Origin of the sequence: Altererythrobacter sp. CAU 1644 (assembly GCF_029623755.1) — a bacterium.
Lineage (GTDB): Bacteria > Pseudomonadota > Alphaproteobacteria > Sphingomonadales > Sphingomonadaceae > Erythrobacter > Erythrobacter arenosus.
This window is the reverse complement of sequence record NZ_CP121106.1, coordinates 793,321-816,678: the sequence shown is the minus strand read 5'-3', so window position 1 is coordinate 816,678 and position 23,358 is coordinate 793,321. Positions and strand designations below refer to the sequence as shown.

At 61.8% G+C, this 23,358-nt stretch carries 22 protein-coding genes and 1 tRNA gene; 14 read left to right on the top strand and 9 right to left on the bottom strand.

Features of this window, described 5'->3' with window-relative positions; translation table 11 throughout:
- Positions 1-12: 12 nt before the first annotated feature.
- Genes P7228_RS04075 through P7228_RS04060 form a run of 4 tightly spaced genes read left to right on the top strand, consistent with a single transcriptional unit; the run spans position 13 to position 2,023 of the window.
- Positions 13-537 carry a regulatory protein RecX gene (locus P7228_RS04075; RefSeq protein WP_278016938.1) on the top strand — a complete coding sequence of 175 codons (525 nt, stop codon included), beginning with the start codon at positions 13-15 and terminating at the stop codon, positions 535-537.
- 1 nt (position 538) lies between these two features.
- Positions 539-1,054, top strand: a complete 516-nt coding sequence (locus P7228_RS04070; protein WP_278016937.1) for a DUF192 domain-containing protein — start codon at positions 539-541, stop codon at positions 1,052-1,054.
- Positions 1,055-1,103: 49 nt separating this feature from the next.
- Entirely contained in the window at positions 1,104-1,502 is a 399-nt protein-coding gene (locus P7228_RS04065) for an NADH:ubiquinone oxidoreductase subunit NDUFA12 (RefSeq protein ID WP_278016936.1), read from the top strand.
- A 2-nt stretch (positions 1,503-1,504) separates the two neighbouring features.
- Entirely contained in the window at positions 1,505-2,023 is a 519-nt protein-coding gene (locus tag P7228_RS04060; protein WP_278016935.1) for a DUF2155 domain-containing protein, read from the top strand.
- Here the strand turns inward: P7228_RS04060 and aat are convergent.
- A complete protein-coding gene (gene aat, locus P7228_RS04055) occupies positions 1,945-2,601 on the bottom strand; it encodes a leucyl/phenylalanyl-tRNA--protein transferase (protein WP_278016934.1) in 657 nt (218 codons plus the stop codon). The two genes, P7228_RS04060 and aat, sit on opposite strands and share 79 nt — an antisense overlap.
- Positions 2,602-2,748: 147 nt before the next feature.
- Between aat and P7228_RS04050 the strand changes: the two genes are divergently transcribed.
- Positions 2,749-2,824, top strand: a tRNA-Trp gene (locus tag P7228_RS04050).
- Between the two features lie 170 nt (positions 2,825-2,994).
- Positions 2,995-3,144, top strand: a complete 150-nt coding sequence (locus tag P7228_RS04045; RefSeq protein ID WP_278016933.1) for a hypothetical protein — start codon at positions 2,995-2,997, stop codon at positions 3,142-3,144.
- An 89-nt stretch (positions 3,145-3,233) separates the two neighbouring features.
- Here the strand turns inward: P7228_RS04045 and P7228_RS04040 are convergent, their stop codons facing one another.
- Positions 3,234-4,751 (bottom strand): alanine/glycine:cation symporter family protein, encoded by a 1,518-nt coding sequence (locus P7228_RS04040; protein ID WP_278016932.1) that lies wholly within the window; start codon positions 4,749-4,751, stop codon positions 3,234-3,236.
- Positions 4,752-5,023: 272 nt separating this feature from the next.
- Between P7228_RS04040 and secE the strand changes: the two genes are divergently transcribed.
- The 5 genes from secE to P7228_RS04015 all read left to right on the top strand — a co-directional run bounded on the left by secE (position 5,024) and on the right by P7228_RS04015 (position 9,238).
- Complete coding sequence (gene secE, locus P7228_RS04035) at positions 5,024-5,233, top strand: preprotein translocase subunit SecE (protein WP_278016931.1); 210 nt, start codon at positions 5,024-5,026, stop codon at positions 5,231-5,233.
- 50 nt (positions 5,234-5,283) lie between these two features.
- Positions 5,284-5,820 (top strand): transcription termination/antitermination protein NusG, encoded by a 537-nt coding sequence (gene nusG / locus P7228_RS04030; protein WP_278016930.1) that lies wholly within the window; start codon positions 5,284-5,286, stop codon positions 5,818-5,820.
- Positions 5,821-6,025: 205 nt separating this feature from the next.
- Entirely contained in the window at positions 6,026-6,238 is a 213-nt protein-coding gene (locus P7228_RS04025; protein WP_278016929.1) for a hypothetical protein, read from the top strand.
- 5 nt (positions 6,239-6,243) lie between these two features.
- A complete protein-coding gene (locus P7228_RS04020; protein WP_278017702.1) occupies positions 6,244-7,638 on the top strand; it encodes a class I SAM-dependent methyltransferase in 1,395 nt (464 codons plus the stop codon).
- Positions 7,631-9,238, top strand: a complete 1,608-nt coding sequence (locus tag P7228_RS04015; protein WP_278016928.1) for a hypothetical protein — start codon at positions 7,631-7,633, stop codon at positions 9,236-9,238. The genes P7228_RS04020 and P7228_RS04015 overlap by 8 nt, the downstream gene beginning before the upstream one ends.
- A 2-nt stretch (positions 9,239-9,240) precedes the next feature.
- Here the strand turns inward: P7228_RS04015 and P7228_RS04010 are convergent, their stop codons facing one another.
- Positions 9,241-9,987, bottom strand: a complete 747-nt coding sequence (locus tag P7228_RS04010) for a CPBP family intramembrane glutamic endopeptidase (RefSeq protein WP_278016927.1) — start codon at positions 9,985-9,987, stop codon at positions 9,241-9,243.
- Between the two features lie 256 nt (positions 9,988-10,243).
- On the opposite strand from P7228_RS04010, the gene P7228_RS04005 reads away from it, so the two are divergent.
- A complete protein-coding gene (locus tag P7228_RS04005) occupies positions 10,244-13,294 on the top strand; it encodes a TonB-dependent receptor domain-containing protein (RefSeq protein WP_278016926.1) in 3,051 nt (1,016 codons plus the stop codon).
- A gap of 79 nt (positions 13,295-13,373) precedes the next feature.
- Here P7228_RS04005 and P7228_RS04000 read toward each other — a convergent pair whose 3' ends face one another.
- Positions 13,374-14,435, bottom strand: a complete 1,062-nt coding sequence (locus tag P7228_RS04000) for a retroviral-like aspartic protease family protein (RefSeq protein WP_278016925.1) — start codon at positions 14,433-14,435, stop codon at positions 13,374-13,376.
- Between the two features lie 208 nt (positions 14,436-14,643).
- On the opposite strand from P7228_RS04000, the gene rplK reads away from it, so the two are divergent.
- Together rplK and rplA are read left to right on the top strand one after the other, a co-directional pair.
- Positions 14,644-15,075: a 50S ribosomal protein L11 gene (gene rplK, locus P7228_RS03995; RefSeq protein WP_278016924.1), complete on the top strand. Its 432-nt coding sequence runs from the start codon at positions 14,644-14,646 to the stop codon at positions 15,073-15,075.
- Positions 15,076-15,079: 4 nt separating this feature from the next.
- Positions 15,080-15,772, top strand: coding sequence for a 50S ribosomal protein L1 (gene rplA / locus P7228_RS03990; RefSeq protein ID WP_278016923.1), 693 nt, complete (start codon positions 15,080-15,082; stop codon positions 15,770-15,772).
- A gap of 111 nt (positions 15,773-15,883) precedes the next feature.
- On the opposite strand, the gene P7228_RS03985 is transcribed toward rplA, so the two are convergent.
- The 5 genes from P7228_RS03985 to P7228_RS03965 form a co-directional block, all read right to left on the bottom strand.
- Positions 15,884-16,795 carry a GNAT family N-acetyltransferase gene (locus P7228_RS03985; RefSeq protein ID WP_278016922.1) on the bottom strand — a complete coding sequence of 304 codons (912 nt, stop codon included), beginning with the start codon at positions 16,793-16,795 and terminating at the stop codon, positions 15,884-15,886.
- Positions 16,792-17,766: a polysaccharide deacetylase family protein gene (locus tag P7228_RS03980; RefSeq protein WP_278016921.1), complete on the bottom strand. Its 975-nt coding sequence runs from the start codon at positions 17,764-17,766 to the stop codon at positions 16,792-16,794. Before P7228_RS03980 ends, P7228_RS03985 begins: the two co-directional genes overlap by 4 nt.
- A gap of 81 nt (positions 17,767-17,847) precedes the next feature.
- Positions 17,848-20,733 carry a DUF2339 domain-containing protein gene (locus P7228_RS03975; RefSeq protein WP_278016920.1) on the bottom strand — a complete coding sequence of 962 codons (2,886 nt, stop codon included), beginning with the start codon at positions 20,731-20,733 and terminating at the stop codon, positions 17,848-17,850.
- A 79-nt stretch (positions 20,734-20,812) separates the two neighbouring features.
- The gene (locus P7228_RS03970) at positions 20,813-21,577 is read right to left on the bottom strand and encodes a competence/damage-inducible protein A (protein WP_278016919.1); all 765 of its coding nucleotides are present in this window, start codon (positions 21,575-21,577) and stop codon (positions 20,813-20,815) included.
- 33 nt (positions 21,578-21,610) lie between these two features.
- Positions 21,611-23,110, bottom strand: coding sequence for a flavin-containing monooxygenase (locus P7228_RS03965; RefSeq protein WP_278016918.1), 1,500 nt, complete (start codon positions 23,108-23,110; stop codon positions 21,611-21,613).
- Positions 23,111-23,358: the final 248 nt, after the last annotated feature.

Here is a 23,358-nt window from a genome sequence, read left to right as displayed (position 1 = left end):
CGCCGAAAACGTATGCCGAAGCCGCTCGACAAGACGTCGTTGAACGGCCTGGCGCTGTCCTATGCCGCCCGATTTGCGACCAGTGGAGCCAAGCTCGAGGCCTATCTCGTGCGCAAGATTAGGGAGCGCGGGGTGGCGGATGGCGAAGCCCCGCTCGATCCGCGCGCGGTGGTCGAGCGGCTGGTGGAGCTGAAATATGTCGATGACGAGGCCTATGCCCGGGCCAAGGCAGGCAGTCTTTTGCGCAAGGGCTATGGCGGCCGGCGGGTGGAAGAGGCGCTGCGCGCTGCGGGCATTGATGAAGAGGTCCGGGAGGAGACCAGACCGGATGAGAGCGCGATGCGCGAGGCGGCCCTGGCCATGGCGCGCAAGCGGCGCTTCGGTCCGTTCGGCAGCGAACAGACGGATCGGGCCAAACGTGAGAAGCAGATTGCGGCGATGATCAGGGCAGGGCATGGGTTCGATGCTGCCCGCGCGCTGATCGATGCGGATACGATCGAGGCAGCCGAGGATTGGGTTTCTGAGGCGGAGGAATAGCATGAAGGCAGGATCGGTTTGGCAAGGTGTGGCGGTAACGGCTGCCGCTCTCGCGCTGTCTGCCTGTTCGACGCAGGCCGTGGGCGATGCCGGGGCTTCGGAGACGCTTGCTGCAAATGCGAGGCATCCGATCTCGGGGCTGCGGGTCATCGTGGCCAAGGTCGAAAGCGGCCGCAAGACCTATGGCTTCCAGGTCGAGCTGGCCAATACGCCGGAGGCGCAGGCCCGGGGATTGATGTTCCGCACCGAACTGGCCGACGACGAAGGCATGCTGTTCCCGTCCGAGCCGCCAGCGCCGCGCAGCTTCTGGATGCGCAACACGCCGATCCCGCTCGACATCATTTTTGTTGGGGTAGATGGCCGGATTACCAACATCGCCGCCGAGACCACGCCCTATTCGCTCGAATCCAGCCTGTCGGATGGGCTTACCAGTGCGGTCCTTGAAATCCGCGGCGGGAGGGCAGCCGAGCTGGGGATCGGTCCTGGCGATAAAGTGACCTGGAACATCCCCGAATAGCGCGGTTCAGGCTTGGCGGGTGCCGCCAATTCGGCTAGGCGCGCTGGCCATGGGAATCCTCGGAAAAATCTTCACCTGGTGGGACGGCGCGACCATCGGCACACTTCTGTGGAGCGGCCGCAATGGCGAGCAAGTCGGCACCGACGCGCAGGGCAATCGCTACTTCCGCTCGAAAAAGCGCGGCGAAGGCCAGCGCGAACGTCGTTGGGTGATCTACGAAGGCGCCAACGATGCGAGCCGCGTCCCGGCTGAATGGCATGGCTGGCTGCATGGGTCGTTCGACGACGTGCCCGAAAGTCACCTGCCGCCACCCAAGATCTGGGAGGTCGACTACACGCCCAACGCCACCGGAACGGTCGAGGCCTATCGCCCGCAGGGCGCCCTGGAGCGGGGCGGCAAGCGCGCTCGCGCAGTGGGCGACTACGAGGCGTGGAGCCCGGAAGGCTGACGATGCACCGCGCGATCCTTGCGCCGGCAGTGCTGGGAGCGCTGGCGTTGGCGGGCTGTTCGGAAGACCCGCCGGCACCCAAGCCACTCGAAACCGAAGTTCCTGACGAATTGAGAGGCGAGCGAGCGGCCCCTCCCATCGGACAGCTTGGTGCGCAGGAAGGCACGCCGATGGAGGAGCGGGTGGCGACGATCGGCCTGCTCAACAAGCGCAACAATTTGACGCAGGACCTCGAGATGAAGCCGGGCGATGCCCGCCGTTCGGGCGATGTCGTCATCCGGCTGGAAGCCTGCGAACGCACCGCACCCTATGAGATGCCGCAGGAAACCGGCGCCTTCGTCCAGGTTTCGGTGCGGGATCGCGGTTCGGATGACTTCCGCCGGATTTTTTCCGGCTGGCTGTTCAAGAATTCGCCCAGCCTGAATGTGGTCGAGCACCCGATCTACGACGTCTGGGTCAAGGATTGCGCAATGAGCTTCCCGGGCGAAGAAGCATCGCCGCCTTCCGCAAATTCCGAATAGGCGCGGCGCAGCGACATGTCGGGCTCGCCCCTAGCGGCAGCAAGGCTTTCGAGATAGCGTTTCTGGGGAATTTCGATCGCGCCGAGCGAGGCGAGATGATCGGTCATGAACTGGCAGTCGAGCAACGTATATCCGGCCCTGCGCATCAATGCCACGAGCCAGCATAGCGCGACCTTGCTCGCGTCCTTCGCACGGCTGAACATGCTCTCGCCGCAAAACACGCGGTCGAAGGCGACGCCATACAGCCCGCCGACGAGTTGACCTTCTCGCCAACATTCGATCGAATGGGCGAAGCCTGCTGCATGGAGCTGGCGATAGCTGGCGATGATGCGCTGGCTGATCCAGCTTTCGGGATGGTCGGGACGCGGTGCCGCGCAGGCTTCCATGACCTCTTCAAACGCACGGTCGATCGTTACCGAATATCGGTCCTGGCGGAGGGCCTTGGCCAGGCTGCGCGAAATGCGCAGTCCGTCGAGCGGGATGATTGCCCGTTCGCGCGGCTCGACCCAGAAGATCTCCGTATCCTCGCGGCTGTCCGCCATAGGGAAGATCCCGCTCCGGTAGGCGAGCAGCAGCATCTCAGTCGGGATAAGGGGCGGGTAAGGCGAATGCATTGCGGCTAGCATTATAGCAATGCGAGTGGGCCTTTTGCCAAGGGAATGCGCGATACTTTGCATCGCGTGTTGCCATGCAGCAAACTTGGCTATAGAGGGCTGCGGCGCTGCAGGGGTGTAGCTCAGCTGGTAGAGCATCGGTCTCCAAAACCGAGGGCCACGGGTTCGAATCCTGTCACCCCTGCCATTTTCTTCTTCAGTCTCGGAAATCGACCTTGCAGCGGCTTCCCCGCGGCAATGCAGTTGGCTGACCTCGAGACGGGGCGAAGCGAGCGCCTTGGCCGCGGGAACCACTTAGGTCACTGGTGCATTATCGGCGACGGACGGAGGGCGAATTTTGGCGATGGAGTATGCCCCATGTTGAGCCTGTCCTACCGTAGCAGCAACCCTGATGGCTGGGTCCAGCCGCGCCCCCATACCGACGCCAGCCTGCGCCGGATGAAGCACGGTCCGATCCGTCCTTTGGAAGAGCCTGGCTTCTTCGCCCGGCTGTTCGGCGCGCGCTGATTCTACAAAGACAGAAGTGAGAAGGGCCGGAGCGCATCCGCGTTCCGGCCCCTGTCAGGTTCATGCCCTTGCTTCAGGGCTGATGGGCATCAATACTCGTTGGGTTCTTCCGGCGTGTCGGCCGTGAAGGTCTTGCCCGCGGTGCGGTCGCCCTGCGCCAGCTTGAACACCACGCCCGACAGCAGCGCGAGGGCGAGCAGGTTGGGCAGCGCCATGGCGGCGTTGGAGATGTCGCCAAGGCGCCAGACCAGCGTCAGGTCCTGCGTCGAGCCGACATAGATCACCACACACCACAGCACGCGCCAGATCATGTGCAGCACCTTTTCACCGCCACGCGTCGAGCCCGGCACGCGGTCGTAGATGAAGGTGATGGCGCGTTCGCCGTAATAGCTCCACGTCAGGAGCGTGGTGAACACGAACAGGATGAGCGCGGTCGATGCGATCAACGTCCCGACCGGGATCGTCGCGATCTCGAAGGGGAAGGCCGCCGCGAAGGCGCCGCTCGTCATCGCAAATCCCTGAAGGTCAGAGTTCCACGCATGTTCAACCGCTTGGCCACCTCCGGTGAAATCGCCTTGCACGGTAAGGATGACCAGCGCGGTCATGGTGCAGATCACGATCGTGTCGATGAAGGTACCGAGCATGGCCATGCGGCCCTGCTGTTCGGGATCGTTGGTCTGCGCCACAGCATGCGCAATCGCCGTCGATCCCTGGCCCGCCTCGTTGGAGAACAGGCCGCGCGCCACGCCGGCGCGGATCGCAAGGATAATCGCTGCCCCGACAAAGCCGCCGGTTGCCGCTTGCGGATTGAACGCGCCGTGAAAGATCAGCCCGAAAGTTGCCGGCAGGTCGCCAAAGTTCAGGATCAGCGCGATCAGTGCCATCACGATGTAAGCCGCCGCCATGAAGGGCACGACCTTCTCGGCCACATTGCCGATCGACTTGATGCCACCGATGATGACGATGAACACCAGAATGGCGACAATCAGGCCGCCGAGCCATTCCTCGATACCGAACAGTTCGTTGAGGCCGTCAGCCACAGCATTGGCCTGGATCGAATTGCCCGTGACCATCGCCGAGAACAACGTGCCGAGGCAGAACAGGATCGCGAGCCAGGTCCATTTCGGGCCAAGGCCCATCATGATGTAGGTCATTGGGCCGCCACGCAGGACGCCGTCGGAGGTCTTTTCGCGATAACGGATCGCCAGCGAGCCTTCCGCAAAGGCCAGCGCCATCCCGAACAGAGCGGTGATCCACATCCAGAAGATCGCGCCCGGTCCGCCGAGCGCGATGGCTGTCGCAACGCCGGCAAGATTACCAGTGCCGACCTGCCCTGAAAGTGCCGTCGAAAGCGCGGCGAAAGGCGAAATCTCGCCGTCGCCCGCACTCTTGCGCCCGGCGAAGAGGCCCTTGAACGCGCTGACAAGATTGCGGATCGGATAAAATCTGAGCCCGATCATGATCCACAGGCCGATGCCGAGCAGGGCAATGGTCATAGGTGGGAAGGGCAGGACCTCTACGCCATCCCATGTTCCGCCCCAGATGAAATCGGAAATGTTGGTCACGCGGTCGATCAGGCTGACCGAACCACTCTGTGTAGCTGCCATTGCAGATTATCCCCTCATGCGTCCCATTTGAAAGCGGGCACGCTAAAGATCACTCCCCTTCAAGGCCAGCCCTAAAGTTTCGTTCGAAACGACCTGCGCACGACACATGCGGCGCTTGCTTTTGGGTTTGCGCCGTCCTAAATGCCGCATCGTCTTCCGACATTGGAATCAGCAGCTGCCCCTCCCGGACCTTGTCCGGGGCGGCGAGGAGCCCTACCTGAAAGCCGGTGCCGCGAGGCGATAGGTATTTTTCGAGGACGAGAGTTCAGGCAATGGCCGAAGAGAACAAGCGCAAGACGAGCCCGGCGGAATTCGTCAACCAGGTCCGCTCCGAAGCAGGCAAGGTGGTCTGGCCGACGCGCGAGGAGACCATCCGGACCGCGATCTTCGTGTTCATCATGATGGTCATTCTCTCGCTGTTCTTCCTCGGTATCGACACCGTGTTCGGTTCGGTCGTTCAGTGGTTGCTGACGCTCGCTTGATCTTGGCGCCTGACGGCACCTCAACGGAAATGAAGGACTAAGGGATTTCCATGGCTCGCTGGTACATCATCCACGCTTATTCGGGCTTCGAGAACAAGGTTCGCGACCAGATCATCTCCGAGGCCGAGCGGCTCGGGCTGTCGGAAGCCGTCGAAGACGTGCAGGTCCCGACCGAAACCGTGACCGAGGTCAAGCGGGGCAAGAAGGTCCAGGTCGAACGCAAGTTCATGCCCGGCTATGTCCTTGCCAAGCTCAAGATGACCGACGACGTCTACCACCTCGTCAAGAATACGCCGAAGGTTACCGGGTTCCTCGGCTCGGGCAACAAGCCGCAGCCGATCAGCGAGAAAGAGGCCGCCCGCTATTTCGGCGGCGTCGAAGAGGCCAAGGCTGCGCCGAAGCGCGACATCCACGTCGATTACGAGATCGGCGACCAGGTCAAGGTGCTCGACGGGCCTTTCGCGAGCTTCAACGGCGTCGTGGAAGAGCTCGATTTCGACAAGGCCAAGGTCAAGGTCTCGGTCTCGATCTTCGGTCGTGCGACCCCGGTCGAGCTCGATTTCGAACAGGTCGAACTGGTCAAGTAATCGATCGCTTCGGCGGCTTTCTGGTCGCCCAGCCAACCAAGCTTCAGGCAGTGTCGGTGCGCGATCGCGGGATTGCGCATGATTGGCGTGCGCGCCGTTAACCTAAACTCGCCGATCCCGGCGTCCCCTTAAAGCCTTTCTTAACCACCAGGGTTCTAGAGTTTCTGCGGAATTCAGACCAATGGGCTCGCCTGAGGAGGGGACGGTGAAGAAGCGTTTTTCGGATGTTGTTTTTGCGATCGGTGTTTTTGCCGTCCTGCCGGCCGCGCCGGCGCATGCTTATCTTGACGGGGCGACCGTCAGCATTGTCCTCCAGGCAATCGTCGGCGCTTTCGCCAGCATCCTGGTGTTCGGCAAGATGTACTGGAGCCGCGTCGTCGGCTTCTTCAAGCGCTCCGGCGATAATTCGCCCGAGTGAGCGATATGTATTTCGACAGGGGATCGTTCCGCGACCCTTCGGGCCGCGTCATGCTGCACGAGAACCGCGTGTTTCGCGTGGTCTACGAACAAGGCATGGCCAATTACCGCGCGGCGCGCGATGCGGGCATTTACGAGGAAATGGCCGAGCGGGGCTTCCTGCTTCCGGCCACCTCGCTGGCGCCAGCCAGCGATCCGGCGCTAGCTGAACTGTCGTCGGGCGCGCGCGAATTGCTTGAGCACCCGAAGCTCGACTACGTCAGCTATCCCTACGAATGGTGCTTTTCCGAGCTGAAGGCGGCCGCAGTCCATCATCTCGATTTCCACATCGCGTTGCTGGACAAGGGCTTCAGCCTCTCGGATGCGACCGCATACAACGTGCAGTTCCAGGGCACTCGTCCGGTATTCATCGATCATCTCTCGATCATTCCTTATGACGAAGGGTCTGCGTGGATCGGCCAGCGCCAGTTCGGCATGCAGTTCCTCAATCCGCTCTACCTGTGGGCCAAGAAGGGGATTGCCCCGCATGCCTGGTATCGCGGCTCTGTCGAAGGGATCGAGCCAGAGGAGCTGGTCAAGCTGCTCGGGTGGAAGGATCGCCTCTCGTTCAACGTGCTTGCGCATATTGTCGGCCCTGCCGCTTTCGCGCGGCGACGCGTCTCGGAAGGTCTGGGGGCCAAGCCGGTTCGCGAAACCAAGCTGCCCAAGAACCGCTTTGTCGCGCTGCTCACTAGCTTGCGCGACTACATCGCCGGTCTGGACTTGCCCGATACGAAAACCGTGTGGGACGACTACGCCGACAACAATAGCTACGACGAGGCGCGGCGCAGCGCCAAGCATCAGTTCGTGTCCGAAGTCGTTGCCTCGGCCAATCCTGACCGCGCGATCGACATCGGCTGCAATAGCGGCGACTTCAGCCAGACCGCGCTGACAGCCGGCGCACGCAGTGTGATCGGTTTCGACTTCGATTTCGGCGCGCTTGAACGGGCCTATGCCCGGTTCGATCAGTCCCGACAGAACGTCCTTCCGCTGTGGCTCGACGCCACCAACCCCAGCCCTGCACAGGGTTGGGCGAATGCCGAGCGCAAGAGCATGGGCGATCGCTGCAACGCCGATGTGGTGCTGGCCCTTGCGGTCATTCACCATCTCGCGATCGGCAAGAACATTCCGCTCGACATGGCGGTCGACTGGCTGATGGGGACGGCCAAGCGCGGGATCATCGAGTTCCCGTCGAAAGCCGACCCGATGGTCAAGCAACTGCTCCGCCACCGCGAGGATATTTTCCCCGATTATGACGAGACGAATTTCCTCAAGCACGTGTCCGCCCGTGGCAAGATCGTGCGGCAGGACCGTCTCGGCGAGGATGGGCGGCTGATCATCGCTTACGAGCGGCGTGACTAGCACCAGCCGCAATCTGTTTGAGCGCATCAGCGTCTGGCCAGTCGCGGGAGCCATCATCACGATCAACGTGGTGTTGGCGACGTGGGCCAAGAATATCCTGCGCCTGGGCTTCGAGAGTGCGTGGCCGACGCTGATCGGTGCGATCATCGGCGCCGCGTTGGTAACCGCGATTCTGCGTGCCGCGACCGGGTCGTGGGCAAAGGCCGGAATCGCGTCCGGGCTGGTTGCCCTCTACGTCTTCTATGTACCGGCAATCGTTAAGATCACCGGAGCATCCGCGATCGTGATGGGCGGGATGCACCTGGCGGCAGTCGGGCTGCTTTACCTGTTCTGGCGGGCGCTTCCCAAGGCGGATGACAAGTTCGCGGCGATCGCCAGCCGGCTCAATCTGATCTGCCTGATCTTGCTGGTGTGGAACGTTGCGCCGTTGGTGCAGGACAATATCAAGCTCGAGCAACGCCGCTCCGCCGCAGTTTCCACCTTGCCTCCGATGGAAGGATCGGCCGCATCGAATTCGCCTGACGTGTGGCATCTGATTTTCGACCGCTACGCAGCGGATTCGACACTCTTGGCACGTTACGGATACGATAATTCCGACTTTTCCGATGCACTTCGCCAGCGCGGCTTCGTCGTGAGCCAGGATGCGTTCGCGAATTACCAGCGAACTGGCCACTCGGTCGCTTCGACCATGAATGGCAGCATGCTTGATCCGATGGCGCCAGCCATGAAAAGCGGGCAGCGCGACTGGGTGCCGATCTATCGGGCGATGCGCGACAGCGAAGCGCTCAGGCAATTCGACCGCATGGATTACCGCACCGTCTGGGCCGGCAGCTGGTGGGAACCCACTCGGTTCAGCAACATCGCCAGCGAATCCATCCAGATCCGCTCGAGACCTCAACTCACGCGCCTGCTCATCCGGGATTCGGCCCTGGGCTTCTGGAAGAAAAGGCTGTCGCTGCACATTCTCGATGACCGCGAGGACCAATGCCTGAGATCAGACGAGAAGTTCGATGCCTTGATGAAGCTGGCGAGCGAGGACGATCGCAAGCTCGTGCTGGGGCATTTCCTGATTCCACATCCGCCCTTCGTTCTTAACGCGGACGGCAGCTGCAAATCGCTGAGGACGGCCGTAAAGACTTCGCGGCGTGACAATTACGTCGACCAGGTGCGTTTCGTTAATGACCGCGTGATCAAGCTTGTCGATGCAATCCTGGCGGGGCCACGCCCGGCGATCATCGTCATTCACAGCGATGAGGGGCCATGGCCCGAGCCCTATGTCGGCAATGAGCATGGCCTCGGAACCGACCCGGTGCGAGTACCATGGGCCGATCTCACCCCGGAACAGATGCACGAGAAATTTGCGATCCTCATGGCGGTACGCTCCCCGGATGGAAAGGCACCTAAGATCATGCCCGATTCACCGGTGCAGATCTATCCGGCCATCCTCAAGGAACACTTCGGCTCGACCCAGCAGCTTCCGGAGTCGCGGCACGTTGTCTTCAAGCACAAGCGCAAGCTCTACGATTTCGAGGACATTTCCGACCGTCTAGGGGTTGGCCAAGCTGAGAAAAAGAAGCCGGTGCTGGCGCAGAATCGCTGAGGTCAGAACGCGATCCACTCGAGCTTTTGCGCATAGGCGAGGCTCATCATTACCGTATCGACTGCGGCATGGGCCAGGACGCATGGCAACAGGCTCCAGCTCGATTTGATCCGCACCCATCCCAGGAACAACCCCACCACTCCGGTGATGAGAACGCCCCCCATGCCCTGGTAGATATGCGGGAGGCCGAAGGCTGCCGCCTGGATCAGAAGTGCCAGCCAGATCCGACCCTTAATCCCGGCCAGCCGGTTGAGCCGGTCGAACAGGAATCCGCGCCACAGCAGCTCCTCGCCCAAACCTGCAGCGAGCCAGGCGACGACCACGATCCACAGGACGAAGGACAGCGGGCTCTCGACCACGAAGTCGAGGACCATCTGTACTTCGGGTGCGTTGAAGCCCAGCGCCTCGACCAGCATGGCGCCAAGCGAGAACCATAGGATGATTGCGATGGTGGTACCGAGGGCCATAAGCAGCGTCTTGGGCCAGCTTGCCGGGCGCGCGAGGATCCAGGCTTCGGTCAAGGTTCCGTCGCGGCGGAGCCAGAACCACGCAACTACCAGCGCCCCAAGCATGCTTGTGGCGACCGACGCCAGGATACCATTCGAACCCTGACCCAGGATCACGATTGGCGGCACCGAGGCAGCGATATAGACAATCCCGACGCTAAGGATCTGCAGAAGGAAGCGGCCCCAACCCATGCCCTGTAGTTCAGGGGGTTGCATCTGATACTGCTCGATGGTCGTGGTCATTGGCGCATCCCCCCTGGGTAGCTTTCGCGATTCCGGCGTTAAATTAAGCATCGGATATTCCGACAGTTATTCAGGAAGAACGAACTTCGCAGTGTTGCTGGGCCCCGCGCGATGGCTCCCTCGCGCTACAAATTCCCCGAAATGTCAAGTGCAGGCGTCCGTATTAATTTTTCGGTACTCCTCTAACCGAAACTATAGCCCGAATTGCGCGAAAGGGAGCATATTCGAAGGAAGGGTCGCCTGATGGGGGGATGAAATGTCGCGAGTTTCCATTCGCTATAAGTCGCTATTGGCCACTGCTGCGGTCGCCGCGATCGCACACGGCACAGCTTTCGCTCAGGATACGGCGGTCCAGTCGAATGAGGAAGCACCGGATCAGGGCCCAGAGATCGTCGTGATCGGTACCCAGATCCAGGGTGCACAGATCAACGATGTGTTGCCGGTTACAGTGCTCGACGAAACGGCGATCGAAAACACAGGAGCCGCTTCAGGCGACGAACTGTTCCGCGCCATCCCGCAAGCAGGTACGGTAGCCTTCAACGAACAGAATGCGACGACGCAAAACAGCGCACGCGGCGACGTCGGTTCGATCAACCTCCGCGACCTCGGCACCGGCAACACGCTGCTCTTGATAAATGGGCGGCGTATGACGCTTCATCCCGGCTTCCAGACAGAACTGCTAGTCCCAGTCGTATCGTCCGACACCAACGAAATCGCGCCCGGCAGCATCAGGCGCGTCGAGATCCTGCGCGACGGTGCTTCGGCCATCTATGGGGCTGACGCGGTCGCGGGTGTGATCAACACCGTGCTCAAGGGAGGCATGACCGGCGGCTTTGTCGAGGGCGATTACCGCATGTCCGATGGCACCGGTCTCTACAGCTACACGCTCAGTGGTGGGTACGGGTTCAATTTTGGCGGTGGGCGCGGCAACATCACCGTTTACGGCAGCTACTTCCACGAGAATGGCATGGGTACCGAGGAGCGAGAATACGCTGCCGATGAGAATCGCCTGCCGCTGGTCGAGGGGACCGATTTCGAAGGTGATGCGTCATTCAACAACCGCAACACATTCGGGCCGTTCGGGCAATTTGACATTATCGGTGTCTCTAGCACCAATCCGCGTACGCCGATTGGCGACGACGATTTCTACCTCCAGCCGAGCACCTTCCCGGGCTGCCGATTGGACTTCGGCAATGGAATCTGTGCCCGCAACGGCACCACTCCCACAACCGCTGTGCGCTACAATCAGAATTTTGACGGTACGCTGATCAGTGAAAAGAATCGCTACAACGCGCTGGCCCTGCTGAGCTACGAGTTGACTGACAACCTGGAATTCTATTTCGAAGGCAGTTTCTATCGCTCGGAAAGTCGCAGGAATAATGAAGCCTCGGCGATCCTAGGGGCTACCCCGTTCCGCATCTCTCGCAATGCGTACTGGAATCCATTCGGACCCATCGGAAGCCCGAACCGTCTGACTGCTCCGGGGATTACAATTGCTGCCGGTGGGGCCGATATTGATCTGGAACGCTACCGTTTCGTCGATGTCGGCAGCCGTGATGTTTCAGTCGACAAGGACACCTATCGCCTGGTGGCGGGATTGAAGGGCAGCTTTGGAGAGTGGGATTTTGATACCGGCTTTCTCTATTCCGAAGCCGATCTGGTCGACCTTGCTCGCAACCGCGTCTCGATGACGTTGGCGCAGAACGCCATCAATCGGACCACGCCGGACGCCTACAACCCTTTCAATGGAGGGTGCCTCGGTGATCCTGGCGAAGGCGATTGTACGCCAAACTCCGAGGCGGTCCTCGACTCGATCCGGGTCGATGTCTTCCGCAAGGGGGGCACCAGTCTTGCGCTTGCCGATTTCAAAGTTAGCCGTGACGACCTGTTCGAACTTCCTGGCGGCAATCTCGGTATCGCGGCTGGTGTCGAATGGCGGCGTGAAAGCTTCTATGATGATCGCGACCCGCGCCTCGATGGGACCATCACCTTTACCGACAGCATCACAGGTGAGTTCATCGGCAGCGATGTAGTCGGCACAAGTCCGTCGCCGGATACGAGCGGCAACCGGGAAGTCTACTCAGCGCACGCCGAAATCTTCGTGCCACTCGTTGGTCCGGACATGGATATTCCGCTGGTCGAAGAATTGAATGTCCAACTGGCTGGGCGCATCGAGCGCTTCACGGACATCGACGAGACCGCGATGGTCCCGCGCGTCGCCGTATCCTGGACAACAATCCCTGGGGTGACCTTCCGTGGAGCCTGGTCCGAAGGTTTCCGCGCACCAAACCTGGTGCAGGTCAATGACGAGGGTACGACTCGCGTCAACACGCGCGACGACTTCGTTATCTGCCAGGCGCAGGTCGAAAAGAATGTCATCGCCAATCTCGGTGCCTGCGCCGGCCAGAGCACGGTCAGCTTCCGTTCGGGGACCGAGAACCTCGTTCCCGAGGACAGCGAGAGCATCAACCTCGGCATCGTGCTCGAACCCGAATTTCTTCCAGGCCTCACATTGACGGCGGATTATTGGCGGGTCGAACAACGCGGCCTCGTAGGGACCTTTGGGGACGACAACGCCATCGCGCTCGACCTGTTGCGGCGCCTCAACGGCAGTACCAACCCGAACGTCATTCGCAACGATCCCACCGCGGACGAGTTGGCGCTCTTTGCCGGTACCAGCCTCGCGCCAGCGGGAACGATTGTCCGCGTTCTCGACCCCTATCTGAACCTCGACAGCCGTATATCGAAGGGCTGGGATTTCGGCTTGTTCTATGCGGTCCCGGATTTCGGACTCGGTGATTTCCGTTTGCGGCTCAATGCAGCCAGGCTGAAGAGCTTCATCCAGTCTGCAGGGCCGGACAGTCAGGAACTGCTCGAAGGAATTGCAGCCGGCGCTTTGCCGCCGGATGTGACCATCGGGGGTCTCGGTGAATTGCTCGAAATCGAAGGGCGTCCAAAGTGGCGCGTCAGCGGGTCGGTCAATTGGGAAAGTGGCCCAGTCGATATCGGTCTGTTCGGCCAGTATGTCGGCGAGGTCTGGGATACCAGCGTCACGCGCGACGTACTGCTCGACACCGACGATCCGAACGGGAACTTCTATCGGGTGAGCGATTGGTTCACGACGAATTTCTCGATCAGCTACTCGATCAATAACGATACGCCGCTTGATGGGACTAGGTTGCGTTTCGCAATCAACAACTTGTTCGATAAGGACCCACCGCTGGCGGATGAGCAGTTCGGCTATTTCAGCGAACTACATTCAGCGCGCGGCCGCGTTTTCCATGTGGAGTTGCGCAAGAAGTTCTAGCTCGCAGGTTTGAGCATGATCTAATCGGCGGGGAGGCGAGTTCCTCCCCGCTTCTCGGTTATTCAGGTTCGCACGGCTGCTAGCGATCGCACGCTGTGTCAGTATCCGAACCCAGCCGCGTGACATGGGTGGTGGTCCGGATCATGGTGGCGCGCGCCCTGCATCTCTTAAGCTGGAAACGGACCTTGCGCTCGTGAAAATCGAGTGAAACTCGGCGGAAGGTCTCCATCAGGTCGGTTCCAAGCAGGAGTGCGGGTTTTTCGGCGAGACCGAACAACTCGAATGGCGACACATCGGCAAAGGCTATCGGAACATTCTGAAAGGTCACAGGTCCCAATTTGAGCAAGGGTACGATTGCAAAATCGAGCGTAGCGGTTGCCCCTGTCACTCCATAGATCTCGATCGTCTTGAAAGACTTGGCGTGACGCCTTCTAAGTTTATCCCGTAGAGCGAGATTGCCGATAGTGACCTCGGTCCCGGTATCGATGACCGCTTCGACCTTCTGCCCGAGTGCGCGGACTTCGGTCAGGATCAGTTGCCCGCGCTTCAATCGCGCCGTTACCACGATCTCGTTCGGCCTGACGATCGCGGGGACCAAGCCATCTTCGACGGTAATGATTCGCTTGTCGAAATCGAGCATAAGCCGTTGCCGCACCAGCGCGTCGAGGCCGATCATCCCCTCGGCGCCGATATTGCGTTCATCGAGCACGGGAAGCAGGAGATCGGTGGTCGTCGTGGGCCCTAGTTTGAGAGAATCGACCTCAACGCGATCGACCACCTTTCGTTCGGTCATCGTCTGCAGCATGACCGGCTGGGCATCGGGGAGTCCAAGTCGTGCGGCAATTCTCTCGCCGACCACCGAAGTGTCGGCCCCGCTATCGACCACGAACTTGTAAGGCCCTTCGCCATTGACCTTGACTTCGACCGTCATCCGGCTGCTGACCTTGCGGGCGTCGATCTCCTCGCCTCCTATCGCCAAGGTCTCGTCGAAGTGGGCAGGGGGCAACTCGCGCACTTGCGAAGGTGGCAGGGCCTGTTCATCCTTGTCGCTTTGAGCGACGGCTGGAGCGGCCTGGGCCGATATCGCAAGAGCGGCGAGGAATGCCGACATGCGTGCGAGCAGATGGTTGCGATCGGTCATGCGCCGAAGTCTATCACAGATGTGCCTCGGACGGGCCAACCATGATCGGCGAATCGCTTGCATTCCTCTACGAAAACGCTATGTGCGCGCCTTCTCAATCCACCAATTGGGAAACCGTGCGGGAGGTGCACCCCGGTGTGCCGCTTGACCGCTTACCATGAGCCGCAACTGGAAGCAGGTGCGGCGACAGTGAGAAAGGAGGCCATTCATGGCCAAGAAAATCGACGGCTATATCAAGCTGCAGGTGCCTGCGGGCATCGCCAATCCGTCGCCCCCGATCGGCCCGGCACTGGGCCAGCGCGGCGTCAACATCATGGAATTCTGCAAGGCCTTTAATGCTGCGACCGACAGCATGGAAAAGGGCATGCCGATTCCGACCATCATCACGGTTTATGCCGACCGCTCGTTCACCTTCGTCACCAAGACTCCGCCGGCGACCTTCCTGATCAAGAAGGCCGCCAAGCTGAAGTCGGGTTCGAAGGAGCCGGGCAAGGTTTCGGCCGGAACCATCAAGCGTTCGGCGCTCGCCGAAATCGCCGAGATGAAGATGAAGGATCTCAACGCCAACAACATCGAAATGGCGACCCGCATCATCGAGGGCTCCGCCCGTTCGATGGGCCTCGACGTGGTGGAGGGCTAAGATCATGGCAAAGCAGACCAAGAAGCAGCAGGTCGTGGCCAAGCTGGACCGCGAAAAGCTCTACACCGTAGACGAAGCGATCGCGACGTTGCGTGAGCACAAGGCGAAGTTCGACGAGACCGTCGAAGTCGCGATGAACCTCGGCGTCGACCCGCGTCACGCGGACCAGATGGTTCGCGGCATGGTGTCGCTGCCTTCGGGTACCGGCAAGGAAGTCCGTGTCGCTGTGTTCGCCAAGGGCGACAATGCCGACAAGGCTCTCGCCGCTGGTGCCGACAAGGTTGGTGCCGAAGACCTGATGGAAGACATGCAGGCCGGCAATCTCGATTACGACCGCGTTATCGCGACCCCCGACATGATGGGCGTCGTCGGCCGCCTCGGTAAGGTGCTTGGCCCCAAGGGCCTGATGCCGAACCCGAAGCTCGGCACGGTCACCCCGAACGTGGAACAGGCCGTCAAGGACGCCAAGGGCGGCCAGGTCGAATTCCGCGTGGAGAAGCAGGGCATCATCCACAGCGGGATCGGCAAGCTCTCGTTCAAGGATGAGGACCTGAAGGCCAACTTCAAGGCGCTGACCGAAGCGGTCGTGAAGGCCAAGCCGTCGGGCGCCAAGGGCAAATACGTCCGCAAAGTCACCGTGACCTCGTCGATGGGCCCGGGCCTCAAGGTCGACCTGGGTGAAGTCGAGGGCGCATAAGCCTCGCTTCATCGACTCATAAGATAAGTAAGGCCGTCGGAGCGATCCGGCGGCCTTTCTCGTTCTCGTGCATCAGCGCGAGACATCCACAACGCCGCCTGACGAGCGGGACTAGGCCCGGAGCAATGTCCGCACCCGGGCCAGTGCGCCGCTACGCTCGGCGATTGACTTCGCCCCCGCAACCGCCGCGTCGAACCCGTCGCGTGCGCCCAAGAGCGCGCGGTTGGCGAGCGTCTTTTCCAGCAGCACGAAACTGGCGCATTCTACGCTCGCGGTCCCGAACATCGCCTTGTGAGCACCGTCGCCTTCGGTGAAGTCGAACCAGCGATAGCGCGCCTCCGCGAACAGTTGCTCGAGCGCCTCCATCTGCAGCACTGTGCCCGGTGAGAGCCGCGCCCACTCCGGCTGATAGCCGAGCCAGGCATAGACCAGCGTCTGGCCATCGATCGGCAATGCCAGATAAGCGATCGGCGTATCACCGGCGCGGAGGAGGAAGCAGCGCAGGCGATCCTGCTCCGCTTGTTCGAGCAGGCGTTCTCGCGCCCGGGGCGTATCGGGCAAGCCGGCATCGAGCAGCCGGGCCTGGTAGGTCATGGCCGACAGCGGCAAGGCGGCTTTCAGGAAATCCTCGACCTCCGCCACGGTCCGGTGAGCGCTCACTCGACATGCCCCGTCGCACGCATCGGCCAGCTTGCGCTGCTTGCGGCGCAGCGTCGAGCGTGTCTTGCCCGAGAATTGCCCGAGATAGTCTTCGTAGCTGCCGGACATGTCGATGTAGTGACGGGGATAGTCCTGCCGCCCGCCCATCACGTGATCGGGAAAGTGCCGGAGAAGTTCCCCAATCCTTTCCTGCGGCGCCGACAGAACACGAAATCCATCACCCTCCTGACGGTCGCAAGCCTTGGGCAATCGACCAGCGAGAATATCCTCGAGCGAGAAGCAGACGGTTTCCAATCGGCGCGGTACCGCGAGCAAGCGCCGCGAGCCGACGGTGAAGTCGATCGAGGCAGGCGTGAGGGTCACAGCGCGCCGTAAAGCGTGTTCGAAACGATCTGTTCGGCGTGCCGCAGCCCGGTGCGGATGGTGCTCGGCGGGAGCGGCTCTATGCTTGGGCCGCTACCGGTAAACAGCGGCGGGTTGTCGCGATAGTTCGCGGTCTCGACCCCGCGGAGTGCGGCGAGATCTCGGCACAGCCCCTCGAACCGGCGGCGCACGATCCTGTTCACCGCCAGCTTGCGCCGGTTGATGAGTTCGAAACTATGCGACACGAAAGTGAAGCAGCTCTGCCCGTGATCGCGCGCATGCCGGACCGCAGCGATCATTTCCCGCCGTGAGAGCGCGGTAATCTGGGCGTGGCGCTGGCCCCCGTCGGTGGTCCCGATACTGCCCACTGGAACCTCTATCACGCCTTTGTAGAGCACGGGGTCGCGGACGTCCCGGCCGAGCGAAATCCGGCAGTGCCCGTCGGCGATGCCCGGACAATGGCTGGTGTCGTAGCGCAAGCCAAGTGCCGCTAGCGCGCGCAGCGTGTCGTCATTGGCACCGTAGTTTCCGGCACGAAAGGCGACCGGGTCCGGTGCGCCTGCTGCGATCAGCGTTTCGCGGGCGTAAGCGAGCAGCTGGCACTGCTCGTCGAAGTTGAAGTCGGCGAGATTGAGCCCGGTCCTGGTGCCCAGGTGGTTGGCTGGACCCGCTAGCTCGAGCCATTCGGTATGCAGGTGGAGCTGAACGTCCTGACCGGCTTCGATGATCGGCCCGACGATGTCTTCGATGGCGGCAACACCCCAGATCAGCGCAGGCATGGGATCAACGAAGAACACGGCCTTCTGGCCGTACCTGCCAAGCAGGTCGAGCTTATGGGTGATCCCAGCGGGTCCATCGGGGGTGATGCAGGCGATCGAGCGCGCAAAGTTTTCCGCCCGGTCGACCGGACAGGGCGAAGTCATCAGGCCCGAAGAATATTCGGTATCGATCGTGATATACACCTGTGTCATCGCGCAAGGGCATAGCGCACAGAGGTTAAGACCTCGTTTTACAAGTTTTCTAGCCTCTTTTCAGCGCCTTGATGCCTTGCGTTACTGCGGCTCGGTGGTGCGCAGCTGACGGCTATAGAACCACCCTATCCCGATCAGGCTGAAACCCAGTGCCATGAAACTGGCGATCCTGAGCAGTCCTTCGAGGCCCGCCGTGTCGAACAGGAAGACCTTTGCTACCGCCAGCAGCATCAGCACCAACGACCCGATCCGCCAGCTGCGCTCGCCGCGCTTGCTGCCAACGAACAGGAAGGCGAGGGCGAGCAAGATCCCGAGAAGCGAACGCAACAGGTCTTCGGTCTGGCCGAGCGGCACATCTACCGGGATGCTGCCGCCGAAGGCCTGACGCAGCAGGACGATCGCGCCGATGCTGATCACGATCATGATGATGCCATCGAAGATCGGCCGGAAACGCTCGATAGCGAGCTGGCGCAGCATCACGGCCGCTAGCGCAGCGACGACGGTCGCCGCCAGGGCAAGATTCGCCAGCGGGGCGGGGCCGATCGCCTGGCGGTCCAGTAGCGGGCTGTGGACCAGACCACTGAACCAGGCAGCGTGGGCGAGCGCCATTGCCGCCAGACTCCCAGCGAGCAGCGGCTGCGGCTTGAGCGGTCCGGCACCTCTCAGAACCAGCCAGCCGGTGCCGAGCAGCAGCGCCTCCCACAAGGTCCGTTCCAACAGTCCTTGGCTGACGAACTGGGTGAGATCGGCGATGGCGAAGACCTGCTTGAAGAGGATATGCGCGACGACCAGCGCCACCGGCGCGGCCAGCAGGCGGCCATCGACCAGTCGGCTGTTATCCTTGACGCCAGGCAACCCTGTCACCGCCAATGCCGCGCCGACGGGCGCAATATGGAGCAGTGCAGCGCGCAGGCTGGGCAGCCGATCGATCAAGAGCGGATCGCCGACAATCGCCTCGGCCCCTGCCGCGAGCCATTCGAAAAACGGTGCCAGTGCCCAGAGGCCAGCGATGGCGAGAAAGACCCACTGGGCGACCATGCGGTCACGCAGCCGATAGAATACCGCGATCGCTGCGAGGGCCACGGTCCAGGCCAGCGCATCGGACGGCAGCATCTGTGCCAGCGCTCCGTAGGCGAGCAGGGCCGCCAGAGCTTCGCCCACGCGGCGGGATTCGGTCGAACTCTCGCGCCAGGCCAGTGCGAGAAAGGGCAGCGTTGCCGAAATCCAGCGGATCAGGGGTCGCACGCGATCATCGGTCCAACCCTCGCCGCCCAAACGTGCGAGTTCGGATTCCGACGGCATGCCAAGGGCCAGTGCGAGGAGCGAGAGCACGGCGAAACTCCACAGGAGCACGCTGTAATGGCGATCCTCGCGATCCCTGACCAAGCCGAAGAGCGCGAAGAATACCAGTGCCGCCATCGCGACCGCAATCCATCCCGGGGTCGCCATCAGCAGCGCGGCAAAAGCCAGCAGGCCGGCAGAGCCAAGCAGGGTGACGGTCGCAATCGCGCGATCGCCTTGCCACAGACGCCACGCCCCCAGCGCCGGCAACACCGCCAGTGTCGCGGTAGCGAGGGCGAGCCTCGGTTCGAACAGGTCCGCATCGAAGCTGCCGAAGGTGCCATAGGCGACCGCCGCAATGCCAAGTGGGACGCCGGCCAGTTGCAACCAGTCGACCATCCGCTCGTCGCGCCGCCAGATGTGGGCCAGCGGGATCGCTGCAAAAACCGCCGCCAGTCCGACCCCGACCAGCGCGAAGGCGGTGGGGACAGCTTCTATCTCCCATTGTGCCAGCAGCAGGATGCCGACCACGGCGGCGATCGCGCTGCTTTCGCGCAAGCGTGCATCGCGCCAGGCGAAATAGCCGAGGGTTGCACCGAGCAGCAGGTAGAGCCCCCAGGCCAGGGGCGCGTATCCGCCTTGGTCGACCAACAGCGCCAGTTGGACGCTGGCAACGAACGCCGAGGCGAGGCGCAGCGGGCGCTCGAACGTCTGGCCGCCCAGCATGGTCGGAAGCACCGCCCCTAGGACAATGAAATAGAGCCCGAGTGCGAGTAGCTCGGCGACGCCCGGATCGTCCGAAAGCAACAGCAGCGCGCCCCATCCGAGACCGAACACGAGCGCTGCGATCGACAGCCAAGGGCGCTGCTGCCGCTGCCCGGTGTAGGTCAACCCGGCTGTCACGAGGCCGAGGTAGAGGGCGAGCAAGGGGAGGTTGGCTTCGTCTCCCCCGACCAACGCAGGCGCTGCGAAGCCGCCAACCAATCCCAGGACCGCGGATGGCAGGCCGAAGCGATAGGACAGTGCGATCGCTCCGGCAGTCACCAAAGCAAGGCCCACGAACGCCGCCGTCTGGCCGATGAGGCCATATTGCGAACCGGCAAGGTAGAAGGCGGCGTAGAGGGTCGCGAGACCTGCGCCTGCGAGCGCCTGACGGACGCGTTCGTCCTCGATCCTCGCTTCGTTGCGATAGGCCCATTCCGCCCCGCCCAGGAGGCCGAGCCCGAACAGGAACGCCAATGCCACGCGGACGGCAGGCGTAAGGAGCCCGGATTCGATGGAATATCGTACCAGGAATACGCCCGCGACCGCCAAAGTTACCCCGCCTGCCCAGATCGGCAGGCGACGACCGAAAATGTCCTCGAAATCGAACTGGATACGCGGAAGTGAAAACCGCTCGGCGACACCTTTGATATCCGCCTGGGCGGGCGTCGGTGAGGCCTCGGCCTGAGGCTCGGGCGTCGCGGTAGCGCCGGTCGTACTCTCCTGCTCTCGCCTGACCAGCGGGACGCTGGGCGTGGCCGGCTTCACGGATTCAGTCGTCGGCAAGGGAGCACTTACCTCCGGCGGGGATGCCGCCGAAGCGCCGTCAGCCTCAAACTGGGAAACGCGCTGCTCGAGCTGGTCGACCCGATTTTTCAACCAGATAACCGCGCCGCCAAGCGCCATGATCAGCAGGATTTCCATTGCGCCCCCTCAGCTCCGATCCAGCATAGGAGCAAATCACGCCGAATGAAGCGTAAATCGGGCGCTTGCGAAGTTTGGATCAGATCCCGCCGGGAGTGAAATCGACCCCGGCTTCGCCGAGCGCCTCGCATAGCGTGTCGATACAACTCGCGAGGTCGTCCGCCGCGGTCGAGCGGACCACAAAATTGGCCCCGACCTTGCCGTCGCGGAAGAAGGGGTAGCTGCCGATCTGGCAGTTCTCGTGCGCTTTCTCGACTTCGCGCAAGATATCGGCGACCTCGCTTTCGGCGGTCCAGCAGCCCACCGTCTCGCTGAGCAACGGCGCGCCGCCCTCGAGCGTTCCGGTCAGCGCGTCGAGCATGCCGGCGGTGATATGCGGCACCCCCGCCATCAGGTGGAGGTTGCCCAGCTTGATCCCCGGCGCACCCGACATCCGGTTGGGGATGAGTTCGGCGCCTTCCGGCACCCGCGCCATGCGCAGCCTCGCCTCCGTCAGCGTCATGTCGCGGCTGGCGTAGTAGCGCTCCAGCATGGCGCGCGCTTCGGGGTGGATCACGACCGGCACACACAGCGCCCTGGCTACGGCATCGACCGTAATGTCGTCATGGGTCGGGCCGATCCCGCCGGTGGTGAAGAGATAGTCGTAGGCTTCTCGCAATGCGTTCACCGCTTCAGCGATGCGCGCTTCGACATCGGGCACGACACGCACTTCGGACAGGCGAATGCCCTGGACCTGCAGCCAACTTGCGACCTGTGCGATGTTCTTGTCATGCGTACGTCCCGACAGAATCTCGTCGCCGATAACGACGAGCCCGGCGGTCCAGACTTTATCCGTTGCGCTCATGCCGCAAGCCTTAAGGCAGGATCGCGCCGCGCGCTACTCCGCAGCTTGGCGCCGTTCTTCGGAATGGGCATTCTCGAACCGCAGCACGCCGTCGACGACCGGGGTGGCGCGCATGACCTTGCGGTCTTCGAGATAATCCATGCCCAATTGCCAGGGCCAGACCGGGCCGTTGCTGGGCAGCATGTCGAGCGAACGCTTGATGTAGTTCGAGGAGAGGTTGAAGAATTCCTCCCTCTCCATCCTGTGATCTGCCGGCAAATAGGGCGTCGCGATCTCGGCCCCTGTAGCTTTCATATGCGCGAATAACCTGCAGATGTAGTTGCCCACCACGTCGACCCGCAGCGTCCAACTGGCATTGGTGTAGCCGAAGAAAGTCGAGAAGTTGGGAATGTTCGAGAACATGCACCCCTTGTAATAGAAGTGGTCACGGAAATTGACCTGCTCGCCTTCCACGCTGAGCGCGATTTTGCCGGCCATTGCGAGCTGCAATCCGGTTGCGGTCACGACGATGTCGGCGGGCACCCGCTTGCCCGATTTCAGCACGACCTCGCGCCCCTCGAAGCGGTCGATCGTATCGGTTACGACCTCCGCCTTGCCGCGATTGATCGCCTCGAACAGGTCGTCATCGGGAATGAAGCACATGCGCTGCTCCCACGGACGATAGGGCGGGGTGAAATCTGCCTCTCGGTACTTGTCGCCCAAGCTTTCCTGGGCGCGCTTGGTCAGATGTTCGGCAACCTGCTGCGGATGGGTTTCGCACCGCTTGATCATGAAATCCGTGAGGCGAATGTTGCGCCAGCGGATGATCTTGTAAGCCAGATCCTCCGGCAGGATCTTGCGCAGGAACCGGGCGATGCGGTCCTGCGAAGGGATGTTGCGGATCCAGGTTGGCGTCCGCTGCAGCATCGTGACCTTGGCTGCCTGCTGGGCCATTACCGGGACGATGGTGATGGCCGTCGCACCCGAACCGACCACGACAACATTCTTGCCAGCGTAGTCGAGATCGTCGGGCCAGAATTGGGGATGAAGCACCTCGCCTTCGAAGTTCGAGAAGTCGAACCCCGCATCATATGCCTGGTCGTAATCGTAATAACCCGTGCCGAGAAACAGCCAGTTGGCGGTTACCTTGCGCTGCACGCCATCGGCCTCGACCACGACGTGCCAACGGGCGTCCTCGTGGCGGAAGTCAGCCGAGACGACGTGCTGCCCATATTGAATGCGGCGGCGGATATCGTGCTTGTCGATGACGCCGTTGAGATAGTCCTTTATGTTCTGAGCGCTGACGATCCGGTTTTCGCTGCGCCACGGTTCGAACTCGTAGCCGAAGGTGTGCATGTCGCTGTCGGTCCGGATGCCGGGATAACGGAATAGGTCCCAGGTACCGCCCAGGTCGTCACGCCGTTCGAGGATGGTGTAGGTAAGGTCGGGCAGCTTCATCCCGAGATGTGCGGCCATTCCGATACCGGAAATTCCGGCGCCGACGATCAGCACGTCATGGTCCGACTGCGTAGCGGGTCTTGCGGTATCTTCCATACCGCCAAACAAGCACAGAGCCGTCCGTAAGGCGAGTCATGATTGCAATTTGAAACCCAGTTTCGTGGCACTGATAAGACGAGATAATCGGGCCGATGAAGTGATGAATTCGCTTGGCGGGCGCAGCATCTCTGACCTGACCGGTCAGTTTACGTTACGGCATCCAAAGCCTTGGCGTTACGTTGTGACAAAAATGCATCAACCGCCTCGCAGTTGCGCAACCCCCCTGTTGTAATAACCTTCTGGCT